General features: G+C 66.7%; 15 protein-coding genes. 7 read left to right on the forward strand and 8 right to left on the reverse strand.

The features are described from left to right. Nucleotides 1-18: 18 nt before the first annotated feature. The 7 genes from KTQ37_RS10260 to KTQ37_RS10290 all read right to left on the reverse strand — a co-directional run bounded on the left by KTQ37_RS10260 (nucleotide 19) and on the right by KTQ37_RS10290 (nucleotide 8,630). Nucleotides 19-1,335 carry a M16 family metallopeptidase gene (locus KTQ37_RS10260; RefSeq protein ID WP_218630422.1) on the reverse strand — a complete coding sequence of 439 codons (1,317 nt, stop codon included), beginning with the start codon at nucleotides 1,333-1,335 and terminating at the stop codon, nucleotides 19-21. Further along, the gene (locus KTQ37_RS10265) at nucleotides 1,332-2,666 is read right to left on the reverse strand and encodes a M16 family metallopeptidase (RefSeq protein WP_218630423.1); all 1,335 of its coding nucleotides are present in this window, start codon (nucleotides 2,664-2,666) and stop codon (nucleotides 1,332-1,334) included. Before KTQ37_RS10265 ends, KTQ37_RS10260 begins: the two co-directional genes overlap by 4 nt. A gap of 74 nt (nucleotides 2,667-2,740) precedes the next feature. Then, on the reverse strand, nucleotides 2,741-3,295 hold the full coding sequence (locus tag KTQ37_RS10270; protein WP_218630424.1) for a DUF3035 domain-containing protein: 555 nt from the start codon (nucleotides 3,293-3,295) through the stop codon (nucleotides 2,741-2,743). 69 nt (nucleotides 3,296-3,364) lie between these two features. Then, complete coding sequence (gene lspA, locus KTQ37_RS10275) at nucleotides 3,365-3,844, reverse strand: signal peptidase II (RefSeq protein WP_218630425.1); 480 nt, start codon at nucleotides 3,842-3,844, stop codon at nucleotides 3,365-3,367. Nucleotides 3,845-3,913: 69 nt separating this feature from the next. Then, a complete protein-coding gene (gene purH / locus KTQ37_RS10280) occupies nucleotides 3,914-5,500 on the reverse strand; it encodes a bifunctional phosphoribosylaminoimidazolecarboxamide formyltransferase/IMP cyclohydrolase (protein WP_218630426.1) in 1,587 nt (528 codons plus the stop codon). Between the two features lie 16 nt (nucleotides 5,501-5,516). Then, entirely contained in the window at nucleotides 5,517-7,271 is a 1,755-nt protein-coding gene (locus tag KTQ37_RS10285; RefSeq protein ID WP_218630427.1) for a heparinase II/III family protein, read from the reverse strand. Nucleotides 7,272-7,364: 93 nt separating this feature from the next. Continuing rightward, nucleotides 7,365-8,630 carry an RsmB/NOP family class I SAM-dependent RNA methyltransferase gene (locus KTQ37_RS10290; RefSeq protein ID WP_218630428.1) on the reverse strand — a complete coding sequence of 422 codons (1,266 nt, stop codon included), beginning with the start codon at nucleotides 8,628-8,630 and terminating at the stop codon, nucleotides 7,365-7,367. Nucleotides 8,631-8,705: 75 nt separating this feature from the next. Between KTQ37_RS10290 and KTQ37_RS10295 the strand changes: the two genes are divergently transcribed. After that, nucleotides 8,706-8,885, forward strand: coding sequence for a DUF1674 domain-containing protein (locus KTQ37_RS10295; protein WP_218630429.1), 180 nt, complete (start codon nucleotides 8,706-8,708; stop codon nucleotides 8,883-8,885). A 62-nt stretch (nucleotides 8,886-8,947) separates the two neighbouring features. Here the strand turns inward: KTQ37_RS10295 and dapB are convergent, their stop codons facing one another. Then, nucleotides 8,948-9,757 (reverse strand): 4-hydroxy-tetrahydrodipicolinate reductase, encoded by an 810-nt coding sequence (gene dapB / locus KTQ37_RS10300; protein WP_218630430.1) that lies wholly within the window; start codon nucleotides 9,755-9,757, stop codon nucleotides 8,948-8,950. Between the two features lie 100 nt (nucleotides 9,758-9,857). Here dapB and rbfA point away from each other — a divergent pair, with 100 nt between their 5' ends. The 6 genes from rbfA (at nucleotide 9,858) to KTQ37_RS10330 (ending at nucleotide 14,221) form a co-directional block, all read left to right on the forward strand. Further along, nucleotides 9,858-10,292: a 30S ribosome-binding factor RbfA gene (gene rbfA / locus KTQ37_RS10305; protein ID WP_218630431.1), complete on the forward strand. Its 435-nt coding sequence runs from the start codon at nucleotides 9,858-9,860 to the stop codon at nucleotides 10,290-10,292. Nucleotides 10,293-10,355: 63 nt separating this feature from the next. Further along, nucleotides 10,356-11,255 (forward strand): tRNA pseudouridine(55) synthase TruB, encoded by a 900-nt coding sequence (gene truB / locus KTQ37_RS10310; protein ID WP_218630432.1) that lies wholly within the window; start codon nucleotides 10,356-10,358, stop codon nucleotides 11,253-11,255. 36 nt (nucleotides 11,256-11,291) lie between these two features. Next, nucleotides 11,292-11,813: a DUF1643 domain-containing protein gene (locus KTQ37_RS10315; RefSeq protein ID WP_218630433.1), complete on the forward strand. Its 522-nt coding sequence runs from the start codon at nucleotides 11,292-11,294 to the stop codon at nucleotides 11,811-11,813. A gap of 96 nt (nucleotides 11,814-11,909) precedes the next feature. Continuing rightward, nucleotides 11,910-12,905, forward strand: a complete 996-nt coding sequence (locus tag KTQ37_RS10320; protein WP_218630434.1) for a calcium-binding protein — start codon at nucleotides 11,910-11,912, stop codon at nucleotides 12,903-12,905. Nucleotides 12,906-13,058: 153 nt separating this feature from the next. Further along, nucleotides 13,059-13,328 carry a 30S ribosomal protein S15 gene (gene rpsO / locus KTQ37_RS10325; RefSeq protein WP_218630435.1) on the forward strand — a complete coding sequence of 90 codons (270 nt, stop codon included), beginning with the start codon at nucleotides 13,059-13,061 and terminating at the stop codon, nucleotides 13,326-13,328. Between the two features lie 131 nt (nucleotides 13,329-13,459). Further along, on the forward strand, nucleotides 13,460-14,221 hold the full coding sequence (locus KTQ37_RS10330; protein ID WP_218630436.1) for a phytochelatin synthase family protein: 762 nt from the start codon (nucleotides 13,460-13,462) through the stop codon (nucleotides 14,219-14,221). Nucleotides 14,222-14,245: the final 24 nt, after the last annotated feature.

Genomic DNA, 14,245 nt, shown 5'->3' on the forward strand with positions numbered 1-14,245 from the left:
CAACAGATTCGGGATCGCTTAGTTCGAGGCGCTCGTGTCGAGCCCCTCGGGCTTGCCGACCACGACAAAGCGCAGCGCATCGGCATCGAGCAACCGCTGCGCGACGCGTTTGATGTCTTCCTTGGTGACCGCCTCGACCTTGGCATTGCGGGTGTTCACATAGTCGATCGGCATGTGATTGAGCTGCATCCCTGCCAGAATCCCCGCGATCTGCCCGTTGCCGTCGAAGCGCAGCGGATAGGCGCCGGTCAGGTAGGTCTTGGCGTCGTTCAACTCCTGGTCGGTGACCTCGCCCGTCGCCATGCGCGCCCATTCGGCGCGGGTCACGGCGATGGCCTCGGCGACCTTGCCATTGGCCGAGGCGAACGAGCCCTGCCAAGTCTCGGCCAGATCCTTGGGCGCGAGGTAGGTATAGATCCCGTAGGTCAGGCCGCGCTTCTCGCGCACCTCTTCCATCAGGCGCGAGGCAAAGCCGCCCTCGCCCAGGATCTGGTTGATCACATAGGCCGCGAAGAAATCCGGGTCATCCATCGGCAGCCCTTGCTGACCGAAGATCACCACCGATTGCGGCGTGTCGTAATCGACCACGCTCACGCCCCCGGCCAGGCCAAGCTCGGCCCGCGGCGGCATCGGTGCGCCTGTTTCGGGCAGGTCCCCCAGCAGATGGTCAAGCAGCACGCCCAGTTCCGCCGGCGTGATGTCGCCCACGGCCGAGATCACCAACCGGTCGCGCGCCATCACGCGGGCTTTCGCGTCGAAGATATCCTCACGCGAGAGGGCCTTGACGCTTTCCGCCGTGCCGTTGAGCGAGGAGCCATAGGGATGATCGCCATAGGCCAGCTGGCGAAAGGTCCGCCCGGCGATGGCGTTGGGATCTTCCTCATCCGAGGCGATGATCGACAGCACCTGCCCGCGCACGCGGTCCACCGCCACCTGATCGAAGCGCGGGTTGGTCAGCGCCTCGCGCAGCAGGTCGACCGCCTTGTCGCGATTCTCGGTCAGCATCCGCGCCGAGATCTTCAGCGTGTCGTCATCCACGTCGAAGCTGAACTGCGCGGCCAGCGACTCGGTCGCCTCGGCGAAGGCCTGCGCATCCATCTGGCCCGCGCCCTCTTCAAGCGTCGCGGCCATCAGGGTGATCGCGCCGCGTTTTTCCGGCGCATCAAGGCTTGCGCCGCCGCGAAAACGGATCTCGAGCGCGGTGAAGGGGATGTCATGGGCCTCGACCAGCCAGGCATTGAGCCCGCCGGGCGAGGTGACCTGCTGAATATCGAGCGCGCGGGCGGGCAGCGTCAGGCTAAGCACGGTCAGGGTGGCCAGAACGAAGCGGATCATTGGGTGGCCTCCTCGGCGGGGCGGGTCAGGTATCCGGTCACGGCCTGACGGCGGTCAAAGACGGAACGGGCGGCCTGCATCACCTCTTCCTCGGTGACGGACATCAGCACATCGGGCCAGCTTTGGACATCTTCCACCGAAAAGCCCGAGGTCAGCGCCTCGCCATAACGGCGGGCGAGCGCCTGCGTGTTGTCCTGCGCGTAGATTTCCGAGGCGCGGATCTGGGTGCGGATACGCTCGAACTGTGCGGGGTCGATGCCCTCGTGCAGGAACTCGGCCAACGCGGTGTCGATCGCGGCCTCGGTTTCTTCCAGCGACATGTCGGCGGCGGGGATCGCGGCGAGGCCAAAGGTCGTGTCGTCGATCGCCATGCCATCGTAGAAGGCCGAGACATAGATCGCCGTGCCGCTGCCATAGACCAGCTTGCGCGCCAGCACAGAGGTCTGCGGATTGCCGCCCAGAACCTCGGCCAGAATCGTCAGCGCCGCGGCCTCTTTCTGATTGCCGGGATCACGCTCGGGCGCGAGGTAGCTGCGCGAGACATAGGGCTGTGCCACGCGCGGATCGGGGAACACGAGGCGCCGTTCGGCCAGTTGCGGCGGCTCTTGCGGGCGGACACGGGGCGGAATGTCGGCCGAGGGTTCAAGCGGGCCGTAATAGGTCTGCGCCAGCGCCTTGACCTGCTCGGGGGTCACATCGCCCGCCACCACCAGAACGGCATTGTTGGGCGCGTAATAGCGGCGATACCATTCCAGCGCATCGTCGCGGGTCAGGGCCTCCATCTCCTGCCGCCAGCCGATGACCGGCGTGCCATAGGGATGGTTGAGATATTGCGCGGCGTTGCGCTGTTCGCCGAAGAGAGCGCCGGGGTCGCTGTCGGTGCGTTGCGCGCGCTCTTCAAGGATCACGTCGCGCTCGGTCTGCCAGTCGTCGGGCGAGATCTTGAGATGCCGCATCCGGTCGGCTTCCATCTTCATCACCAGCTCCAGCCGGTCGGCGGCGATGCGCTGGTAATAGGCGGTATAGTCATAGGAGGTGAATGCATTGTCCGACCCGCCATTGGCCGAGACGGTTTTCGACAACTCCCCCGCAGCCATCGAGTCGGTGCCCTTGAACATCAGGTGCTCAAGGTAATGGGCGATTCCCGACTTGCCGCGCCGTTCATCCGCCGATCCGGCCTTGTACCAGACCATATGGACCACGACCGGGGCGCGGTGATCTTCGATCACCACGGCCTCAAGGCCGTTGTCGAGCGTGAAATGGGTGACGTTTTCGGCCCAGACGGGCCAGGCAGCCAGCCATGCAACAGCCGCAGCGAAAAAGGCGCGCACCAATGATCCCTCCGTTATGTGGGATCAACTTACGGGCTGGGTGGCCGGTGGCAACCCGCCTGACGGGATATTGATCAGTTACCCGATGCCGCTTGGGCGATGCCGCCGGGCGGGGCCGCCGGGGTGCGCAGGCCCAGCTTGCGCCAACGCTCCAACTCGGCCTCCTGATCGAGGCTCATCGGTTCGTAGGCATGGTAATAGACGTTCACGCTGAACAGGCGTTCGAGCAGGCGACCGTCATTGGCGCGGCGATACTCAAGGTCTTCGGCGGCCAGCTGCTCGCGGATATTGGCCGAGGTGCCAAAACGCGCCGCTTGGGCAACAAGTGCGCTGTCCGAGGCCGGGATGCCGCCTGCCTTGAGGCGCGCGGGGTTGCCGCCGAGGGCGGCAATGGCGTCCGCTCCGGGCGTCGGGTCGGTAATGTTGGTGCCGCCCGGCGTGGGTGCGGGCAGCGCGGCGAGGTCTTGCGGCATCTGCAGCGGTTTGGTCGGCAGGATGCCGAATTCGTCCGGGCCCTGCGTGGCCGAACGCAGATGCATCAGCCGGGGCTCATCATCGCCGCCGCCACAGGCCGACAGCACGAGGACGGTCGCAAATGCGATCCCGAGCTTGCCGATGGTTGCCTGCATGGGCCACTCCCTCACCTGTTTCCCCATCCTCTTAGCCTATCGCTTTGGCCGCGTCACGCCAGAAAGGCGTCAGGACTTTTGCTGAGCCGAGTCGTTGCCGGTGAACAGCATCAGCCCGGCCGCGCCAAGGAAAACCGCGATATCGGCGACGTTGAACGAATAGGGATTCCTCCAGATCGGCAGCGACATGTTCAGAAAGTCGGCCACCGCGCCATAGGCCACACGGTCGATCACGTTGCCGAGCGCCCCGCCGATCAGCAGACCGGCCGAAATCTTGACCTGCGCCGAATGCTGGTCGCGCGCGATCCAGATCCAGACCCAGGCCGAGATCGCCAGCGCCACGGCGATCAGAACCCACCGCGACCAGCTTGCCTCGCCCGAGAACAGGCCGAAGTTGATGCCCTGGTTCCAGGCCATCCGCAGATTGAGCCATGGCGGAAGCACATCGATCGCGCCGACGCGGTCGAGTTCGAGATAATGCACGACCAGGTATTTGGTCATCTGGTCGAGCATCAGGATGATTGCCGCAATCTTGACGGTCAGCCGCATCCCAACCCCTAAACAAACATAAAAAAATCGTAGAGCGGCCCGCGCCCGTGACGCGGGCCGCTCGAGTTATTAATGACGGAAGTGACGCATCCCCGTAAAGACCATTGCGAGGCCGCGTTCATTCGCCGCGTCGATGACTTCCTGGTCACGCATCGAGCCGCCGGGCTGGATGATTGCCGTCGCGCCCGCCTCTGCTGCGGTGATCAGGCCGTCCGCGAAGGGGAAGAAGGCGTCCGACGCCACGACCGAGCCCTTGGTCAGCGGCTCGGCCAGCCCCATGACTTCGGCCATGTCCTGCGCCTTGCGCGCAGCGATGCGGGTCGAATCGACGCGGCTCATCTGGCCCGCGCCGACGCCCACGGTGGCGCCATCCTTGACGTAGATGATCGCGTTCGACTTGACGTGCTTGGCGACCTTCCAGGCAAACAGCAGATCGCGCAGTTCCTGCTCGGTCGGCTGGCGCTCGGTCACGACCTTGAGGTCGTCCATCGAGATCGCGCCATTGTCCTTGCCCTGCACGAGGAAGCCACCGGCGACCTGACGATAGGTGGTGATGGTCGATTTCGGATCGGGCAGCGCGCCGGTGGTCAGCAGGCGCAGGTTTTTCTTGGCGGCAAAGATCGCCTTGGCATCGTCGGTCGCCTCGGGGGCGATGACAACCTCGGTGAAGATCTTGCAGATCTCTTCGGCGGTGGCACCGTCAAGCGTCTGGTTCAGCGCGATGATGCCGCCGAAGGCCGAGGTGCGGTCGCAGTCGAAGGCGCGGCCGTAGGCTTCGGTCAGGCTCGCGCCCGAGGCCACGCCGCAGGGGTTGGCGTGCTTGATGATCGCGCAGGCGGGCTTGTCGGTGCCGAATTCGGCCACCAGTTCGAAGGCCGCGTCGGTGTCGTTGATGTTGTTGTAGGACAGCTCCTTGCCCTGATGCTGCTTGGCCGTCGAAACGCCGGGGCGGTTCGAGCCGTCAAGGTAGAAGGCCGCCGATTGGTGCGGGTTCTCGCCGTAGCGCAGGGTTTGGGCCAGCGTGCCGGCGAAGGCGCGGCGGCGCGGGGTTTCCTCGCCGATGGCCTGCTCCATCCAGGTGCTGACAGCCGCGTCATAGGCCGCGGTGCGGGCATAGGCGATCTGCGCAAGACGCTGGCGGAAGGCATAGGTGGTCGCGCCGTCATTGGCGTCGAGTTCCGCCAGAACCGCGCCGTAATCCTCCACATCGACCACCGTCGCCACGAAGGCGTGGTTCTTCGAGGCCGCGCGGATCATCGCCGGGCCGCCGATGTCGATATTCTCGATGCAATCCTCGTAATCGGCGCCTTTCGCGACGGTGGCCTCGAACGGGTAGAGGTTCACCACCAGCAGGTCGATCGGCTCGATCCCATGGGCGGCCATGGCCACCAGATGCTCGTCATTGTCGCGCAGCGCCAGCAGGCCGCCATGGACCTTGGGGTGCAGCGTCTTGACGCGGCCATCCATCATCTCGGGGAAGCCGGTGACCTCGGCCACGTCGCGCACGCTCAGCCCGGCCTCGCGCAGCGCCTTCGCCGTGCCGCCCGTCGAGAGCAGCTCGACACCGCGCGCCGAGAGCGAGCGGGCAAAGTCGATCAGCCCGGTCTTGTCGGAAACAGAGATCAGGGCGCGGAGGAGGGGGACGGGTCTGGTCACGGCTGGCAGTCCTTTGTCAGAGGTCGGATTCGGGGCGATCCGGGTCGGTATCCCGGATTGACGCGGGGGTATCCTGTGCTTTGGAGAAGGTCCAGCCAATCTGGCACGCATAGTCCAGAACACGGGCAGAAAGCACGATTTGCTGGCTTGGGCGCGGGCGCAAACGGCCCGATTCCAGATAGACCGAGGGCTCCAGCGTCATTTCCGCGACGCCGTCGTGGCGGAAGATCCAGATCTCGCCCGATTTCAGCGCGACCGACACGGCGGTGCCGCCAAGGTCGAGCGTGGCGTCGGCCTCGGGGTGCAGGTGGAAGCGGATCTGGAACGGGATGCCGCGCAGGCCGACGCGGGCGAAGATCGTCTCGAAGCGGCGGCGGTCCTCCGGTGTCATGGCGCCAAGCGTGTCCTGCCCCTTCAGCACCGCGCCATCAGGCGACAGGGTCAGCTCGCGCACATGGGTCATGCCATGGGTCGGGGCGTAGCCGTTGTGTCCGGCCATGACATGGTCGCCCTCGTCACCATCGCGGCGGGCCCAGACCTCGGCCGGGGTTTCGTCTAGCCAGAGCGAGGGCACGCGGCCCAGAACCGGTGCGGGTGCAAGGCGCGAGGAGGAGAACCCCTCGATCGCGAGGGTCGAGTGGCTCGCGGTGGCGCGTCCGGCGCGGTGCCACTCGCGTCCGAAGATCGCGCCCGAGCCGCAGCTGACCACCAGCGGGCGGCGGCCCGAAGTCAGCTCGAAGGCCAGGGTCGCGGCATGGCCATTGGCAGAGGCGGGCCCAAGCGGCGGGCGCGCGGCATCAAGGATCACGCTGGTGCGGCCGCCATGCATCCGCGCGAAACCCATCGCCAGCCCCTCGGGCATCGGGCCGCGCACCGCCGAGGCCGCCAGCGCCTGATCGAGCCGCCCTTCAAGCCCGCGTCCGCCGCCGTGAAAGCGCGCAAGCCCCCCGTCGGAATGGCGCAGTGCGCGCAGCGTGGGCACGATACGCTCGATCGCGGCGATATGTTCGGGGGCGGCCTTGCGCCCGGCGGCCTCCAGCGCGGCCTTGGCCCAGGTCAGCAGGGTCAGAACGTCAAGCAGCTCTTCGGGGTTGCGGGTGGGAATGCCGCCCTCGGCGTCGATCTGCTCGGCGCATTCGCGCGCCAGGGCCTCGGTCGCGCCGCTGGCCAGCCGCTCCATCCCGGTCAGCGAGAGGCCCGCGTAGATCAGCCCGGTCAGCGCCTCGAAGCGCGGCAGCCCCGGCGAGGCCGAGCGCCAGCGTTTCGACAGGAATAGCGTCTGCTGCCCGAGCGAGCGGAAGAACCCGTCGGCGGCGGCGCGCTCTTGCCCGTTGAGCAGCAAGATCGCGTGGTTGATCCAGCGGATCAGGCGGCGTCCGGTCAGATCGGGCGTCCAGCCCGGCCCCGAGCCCGCTCCGTAGCGCGCGATCCAGCCAAAGACCCAGTCCTGCGCCCGCTCGCGCGCGGCGCGATCGCCCACGGCGGCAAGGTCATCAAGCCAGATGCAGCCGTGCAGCGCCTCTTCGAAGGCCGGGTCGGGCATCGGCAGGTCCCAGATCGCGACTCCGGGGCCTTCGATCAGGAAGCCCGCGAACAGGAAGTTGCCGGCGATCAACTGGCGACCGCGTGCGAACGATCCGATGGTGCGCGGCTCGGGCTGGCTGACGAATCCGGTGGCGGGGCGGGCGCGGGCGGCGCGCAGGGCCGCGAGGCGATTGAGCGCAACGCCCAATCGAGCCCGTTTCTGGCCTTTTGCCGCTCGTCCTGTCATCTGCCTGCCCGATTTTCGGGTCACCGACCCGCCCGCCCGGTTTTGCGGGCAACATAGTGAAGGGGGGCGGCGCTGTCACCGCCCGATTTCGGCTCAGGCGGTCAGGGTGGCCATGTAGAACCCGTCCATTCCGCCGCGCTCGGGCCAGTAATCGGGGCGCAGGCGCAGCCCGCCCTCGGGGGTGATCCAGGCCGAATCGATGCCGTCGAGTTGCGGCGGGATGGTGCGCAGGCCGGGGTGACGTTCCAGTGCGGCGCAGATCTGCGCTTCGCCCTCTTCCGGCAGGAGCGAGCATGTGCAAAACACCAGCCGCCCGCCGGGCTTGAGCCAGCCGAGCGCCCGGTCGAGCAGCGCGGCTTGCAGGCCGAACAGTTCCTTGATGCCTTGGGCGTCCTTGATCAGCGGCAGGTCGGGGTGGCGACGGATCGTGCCGGTGGCCGAGCAGGGCGCGTCGAGCAGGATCGCGTCGAAGGGCGCCTCGGGCTGCCAGTCTAGCGCATCGGCCACGACGATTCGCGCCTTCAGACCGGTGCGGGCAAGGTTCTCCTCGATCCGCGCCGCGCGGTTTTCCGAGATGTCGAGCGCGGTCACATCGGCGCCCGCAGCCGCCAGTTGCAGCGTCTTGCCGCCGGGTGCCGCGCAGAGGTCAAGCACGCGTTCGCCCGTCGCCGGGGCCAGCAGACGGGCCGCGAGCGCGGCGGCGGCGTTCTGTACCCACCATGCGCCGTCAGTGAAGCCTGCCAGTTCCGAGACATGGGCGCCCGTGGGCAGGCGCAGCGAACCGGTGGGGAGGGCTTCTGCGCCAAGCCTCTCGGCCCAGTCGGCGGGTTCGCCCTTGATCGAGAGGTCGATGGGCGCGCCCGCGAGATGCGCGGCCTCCATCTTCTGCACCGAGGCCTTGCCCCAGGCCGACATGAGCCGCCCGCGCAGCCAGCCCGGAAGTTCGGGCGCGGGGAGGGTGGGCCAGCGTTCGGTCTCGGCCGCGACCTTGCGCAGCACGGCGTTGACAAGGCCCGCGAAGGTCTCGGTCTTGCGGCCGCCCGAGCGGATCAGGGTGACGGCGGCATTGACCACGCCATGCGCAGCGCCGTGATCCTCGCAAAGCTCGACCGTGGCGAGGCGCAGGAGCGCCAGCACATCCCCCGGCGGGCGCTTGCGCAGATGGGGCTTGAGCATCGCATCGGCGCGGGCAAGGTGGCGCAGGGTTTGTGTGGCCAGCCGTTGCGCGCGGGCGCGGTCGGAGGGCGGCAGTTCGATCAGCGCCCCGGCGTTGATCTGGTCGGCGAGCGACTCGCGCGCCTCGGTAACGCCGGTGATCAGCCCGAGGGCTGCGCGTCGTGCCGGATCGGGGTTGCTCATGCCTGCGGCCCTTCGTCTTGTTCCGAATTCCCTTGCGGCCTATATCATGCCCTGACCCGAGACAAGGAAAGCGCCATGTCCGAAGAGATCCGCAAAGACCTGCCCCCCGCCGCGCAGCGCGCGCTGGCCGAGGCCGAGGAACGCCGCCGCGCCGCGAAAGCGGAAGAACTGCCGGTGGAACTGGGTGGGCGCGATGGCCCCGAGCCCGTGCGTTTCGGCGATTGGGAGAAAAAGGGCATCGCCATCGACTTCTGAGCGAGGCCGGGGGCGCTGCCCCCGGACCCCCGAGGTATTTTCGCCAAGAAGAATAGGCGGGTTCAGAGCCCGAGCACGTCCATCATGTCATATTGGCCGGGCTTCTTGTCCTGACCCCAGAGTGCGGCCTTGAGCGCGCCGCGCGCGAAGATGGCACGGTCGGTGGCGATGTGACGCAGCACGATCCGCTCGCCCGCCGTGGCGAAGAGCACGTCATGTTCGCCCACGATATCGCCGCCACGAATGGCCGAGAAGCCGATGGCGCCGTGCTTGCGTGCGCCAGTGATGCCGTCACGGCCCGATTCGGTATTTTCCTCAAGCGCGATGCCGCGGCCCTCGGCGGCGGCGCGGCCGAGCATGAGCGCGGTGCCCGAGGGGGCATCGACTTTCTTGTTGTGATGGGCCTCAATCACCTCGATGTCCCAGTCGGCATCAAGCGCCTGGGCGACCTTGCGGGTGAGCTGGGTGAGCAGGTTGACGCCAAGGCTCATGTTGCCGGCGCGCACGATCACCGCGTGGCGGGCGCAGGGTTCGAGCGCGTCGAGATGGGCTTTTTCGAAGCCGGTCGTGCCGATGACATGTACGCAGCGCGCTTGCGCGGCGATGCGGGCGAATTCGACGGTGGCCGAGGGCGCGGTGAAGTCGATCACAGCCTGGGCCTTGGCGAAGGCCTCGAGCGGGTCGTCGGTGACGATGACGCCATTGGGCTGGCCGCCCGAGACCTCGCCCAGATCGCGGCCGATCCAGGGGTGGCCCGTGCGCTCGACCGCGCCGACCAGACGTGCCTTCTCGGAGGCGGCCACAGTCGCGCACAGCATTTGGCCCATGCGGCCCGAGGCCCCGGTAATCACGATCCCCGGCAGGTCGGTCATGTCATCGCTCCCAATCTTTAATTGCGGTTTCTTACAGCGGGACGGCCAGCTTGGCAAAGCCTCGGTTGCGCGGCGCGCGGCAAAGCACTATGTGCGGGCCATGGCAAAGAACCGCTTTCATTCGGGCGATGGCCCTTCGCAACGTCAGCTGCGCGTCGGCGAGCTGATCCGGCGCACCCTTTCGGATGTGCTGATCCGGGGAGATGTACACGATCCGGACCTGGGCCGGATGTATATCACCGTGGGCGAAGTGCGCACCTCGCCCGATCTGAAGGTCGCCACCGTCTATGTCGCGCCGCTTGGCGGGACGCTGGGTGGCGAGGATGCCGAGGTCATGCTGAAGGCGCTGCGCCGCAACACGGCCGAGCTGCGCCATTTGGTGTCGCGTGAACTCACGCTGAAATTCGCGCCCGAGCTGCGGTTTCGCATCGACGAGACCTTCGATCGTCTCGACGAGACGCGGCGGATGTTCTCGGACGAGACCGTGCAGCGCGATATCGCGCATCGCGACGACGGTGAAGACGACGAGGCGTAAGCGCGCGTTGACCTGTCCGCGCGGCTTTGCTAGCAGGCGCGCTCTCGCACGAAGGAGGCAGGCATGGCCCGCAAGAAGGGACGCGACATTTCCGGCTGGATCATCGTGGACAAGCCCGCGGGCGTGACCTCGACCGCCGTGGTGGGCAAGGTCCGCTGGGCGCTGGATGCGAAGAAGGCGGGCCACGCGGGCACGCTTGATCCGGCGGCGACGGGGGTGCTGGCGATCGCGCTTGGCGAGGCCACGAAGACCGTGCCCTACATCACCGATGCGATGAAGTGCTACCGATTCCAGGTACGTCTGGGGGCTGCGACCAATACCGACGATGCCGAGGGTGAGGTGATCGCCACGCGCGATACGCGCCCGAGCGATGCCGAGATCGCCGTGGCGCTGACCGCCTTTGAGGGCGACATCATGCAGGTGCCGCCGCAGTTTTCCGCCGTGAAGGTCGAGGGTGAGCGCGCCTATGATCTGGCGCGCGAGGGCGAGGTGATGGAACTGGCCGCGCGCCCACTGTTCGTCGAGAGCCTGACGCTGATCGCGCGCCCTGATATCGATACGGTCGAGCTTGAGATGGTCTGCGGCAAGGGCGGCTATGTGCGCTCGATCGCGCGGGATCTGGGCGAGAAGCTCGGCTGCCTTGGGCATGTGCTCTGGCTGCGGCGGGAATGGTCGGGTCCGTTCGAGGCGGGCGAGGGGCTGAGCCTTGAGGATATCGACCGCATGGCCCGCACGCCGGAACTTGAAGCCTGCATCAAGCCGCTCGAGATGGGGCTGGCCGATCTGCCCGAGGTGCGCGCGACGGTCGAGGGCGCGGTGCGCCTGCGCCACGGCAATCCTGGCATGGTGATCGGCAGCGCCGAGTATGGCAGCGAGGTCTGGGCAAGTTTCGAGGGTCAGCCGGTCGCCGTGGGCCGCCTGTTGGGCAGCGAGCTGCACCCGAGTCGGGTGTTCAATCTCTGAGCCCGCCGCTACTCTGCGCCTGTCCGGGGAGGGGTCATGATCAGCCGTTCGCATCTCAAGGGCGATGCCCAATCCGTCGCGGTCTATTCCGACTGCGAGAAATACCGCTACCTGCTGACCCGCATCTGGCAGGAGGGCGCGCCGAAGGCGCTGTTCATCATGCTCAACCCCTCGACCGCGACCGAGGTGCAGAACGACCCGACCGTCGAACGTTGTGAACGCCGCGCGCGGGCGCTTGGCTTCGGCGGTTTCCGGGTGACCAATATCTTTGCCTATCGCGCGACCGACCCGAAGGTGATGCGCGCGCAGCCTGACCCGGTGGGGCCAGGCAACGATGCCGCGATCCGCGAGAGCCTCGATTGGGCCTCGGGGGCGGGGGATCGGGTGATCTGCGCCTGGGGCAGCCATGGCGCGCATCTGGAGCGCGGCGCGGCGGTTGAGCGCTTGCTGCGGGTCTCGGGGCGCGATTTGCACCACCTCGGGCTGACCAAATCGGGCGCGCCGAAGCATCCGCTTTACATCGGTTACGATCGCCAGCCCGAGCCCTGGGCGCTGTAATTACAGCGTTAACCATTCGGCGAAATAGCCGGGCGCGTTGGGCCTTTTGCAGGGAATTCTACGCTAAGCAGTCCCTGTGGAAGAAGGGGGCGCGGCATGTTGTTTCTGACCGGAATCATGGGGCTTTTGGTGGCGGGGGCGACCTTTGCCTTGCTGCCCGACGATCTGACCCCGGAGGAGGATGAGGACGAGGTGCCCGAGGAGGCCGAGGAGGAGGCAGGGGCCGATCTGCTGGAGGACAGCGGTGATACCGTCACCACGATGCCCGGCGTCGAGACGCCCGCGCGCGCGGCTTCGCCCGAGGCCACCGGGGGGAACGATATCCTGTGGGGCGATGCGGGGGATGATGTCATCGACGGGCTCGGCGGCAACGACCAGATCAACGGCTACGAGGGTGACGATCTGATTTTGGGCGGCGAGGGTGACGACCGACTGACCGGCGGCACGGGGGCCGACCGGTTGGAGGGCGGCGCGGGCGACGATGTGCTGACGGGCGAGGACGGTGATGACCGGCTCGACGGTGGCGCGGGGAACGATGTGCTGGCGGGCGGTTTCGGCGATGACACGCTTGTGGGTGCGGAGGGCGCCGACCGGCTGATCGGCGGTGCGGGACAGGACCTGCTGCTTGGCGGCGCGGGGAACGATGCGCTTGAGGGCTGCGATGGCGACGATGTGCTGATCGGCGGCGCTGGTCTGGACGAGCTGTTCGGCGGTGCGGGCAACGATCTACTCGATGGGCGCGATGCAGCGACCGACTATCTGAATGGCGGCACCGGGCAGGACCGGCTGCTGGCAGGCTCGGGCGATTGGGTGTCGGGCAATGAAGAGGGCGATCTCTTCGCGCTCGGCGACTGGATCGACCCCGAGAACCCCGCCGTTCTGGCCGATTTCGAACCCGGTATCGACCGGATCGCCCTGTTGCGCGACCCTGACGACGAAGAGGCCGAGCTGCGCATCGAGCCCTCGCCCGATACGCCCGGTGCGGTTGCGATCTACCTGGGTGAGCGGCGACTGGCCGAGGTGCTGAACGCCGAGGGCCTCTCGCCCGAGGATATCTTGCTGCTGAGCCCCGAAGAATTCGCCAGTCTTTAAAGGGCCTCACGCGGCCTGCGTGGCCAATTTTGGCTTTCCTTCATGGCCGATTTTCCGTATATGCGCGCATCTGCCGAATCTGGCGGAGACCTATGGACCTTGCTGGACGACATCCCGGCTACGGCCCCAACCCTTTGACCAAAGGAGATCCCGATGTCGATCACCGTTGAAGACAAGAACGCCCTGATCAAGGAATACGCGACCAAGGAAGGCGACACCGGTTCGCCGGAAGTCCAGGTTGCGATCCTGACCAAGCGTATCTCGAACCTCACCGAGCACTTCAAAGAGCACAAGAAGGACAACCACTCGCGTCGTGGCCTTCTGATGCTGGTCGCTCAGCGCCGCAAGCTGCTGGACTACCTGAAGAAGAAAGAAGAAGCGCGTTACCAGTCGCTGATCCAGCGCCTCGGCATCCGCCGCTAAGGTTTCCCGCAAGGGATGAAGACGCCCGTCTCGCAAGAGGCGGGCGTTTTGAATTGGCTGCCCTCGTGTCACGATTGACAGATGGATGCGGTCGGGTAGCGTCATCGGATAGCATCCATTCAGGTATTCCAATGACATCCTCACGTATCGTTGTTTCGGCGGCTGCGGTTTTCGGCGTGGCCATCGCTTTTGCGGGCGCATCCTTCGCGGATGAGACACCGCTTCCCAAGCTTGGCCCCAATGCGGTCTCAGTGACCGAGGATTACGCCTTTCTGCGCTCGGCGGAGGCGCCCGATTACTGGGCCTTCGCGCCTTTCGTGAAGCCGCAGTTCACCACCTCGGCCTGTTCGATCGCGGCGGTGACGGCTGCGGTGAACGGGCTGCGCGGGCTTCCGGCGAATTCGGAGGACACCGTGACAACGCAGCCCGAGATGCTCGAGCTTGTCGCGCGCGCGGACTGGTCCGCGCTTTCGGCCGAGGGCGGCGACGGGGTCAAGTTCGACCAACTGGCCGAATTCACGCAGGCCGCGGTCTCTGCTGCCGGGATGGAGGGCGCAACAGTCGAGGCCTTCAAGCCCGCCGACAACTCTGCGGCATCGCTTGATGCAGTACGCCAGATGCTGGCCGGGAATGAGGCGAGCGCCTCGGATGCGCTGCTGCTTTACTTCAACCAGGGGGTGGTCACCGGCGACTGGGACGGCCCGCATGTCGCGCTGATCGGGGCCTATGACGCGGCGCAGGATCGTGTCCTGATCCTTGAGGTCGACCAGGAATGGTATGTCCCCTACTGGACGCCGACGCCCGTCCTGCTTGAGGCGATGCTCAAGCCCACCTCCGCCGAACATGGCCCGCTTGAGGGTGAAACCGGCGGTTTCGTGCACATCGCGCGCTGATCCGCGCCAAGCAGTCGCGAAACC

This window comes from Sedimentimonas flavescens (assembly GCF_019264375.1).
GTDB lineage: Bacteria > Pseudomonadota > Alphaproteobacteria > Rhodobacterales > Rhodobacteraceae > Rhodobacter > Rhodobacter flavescens.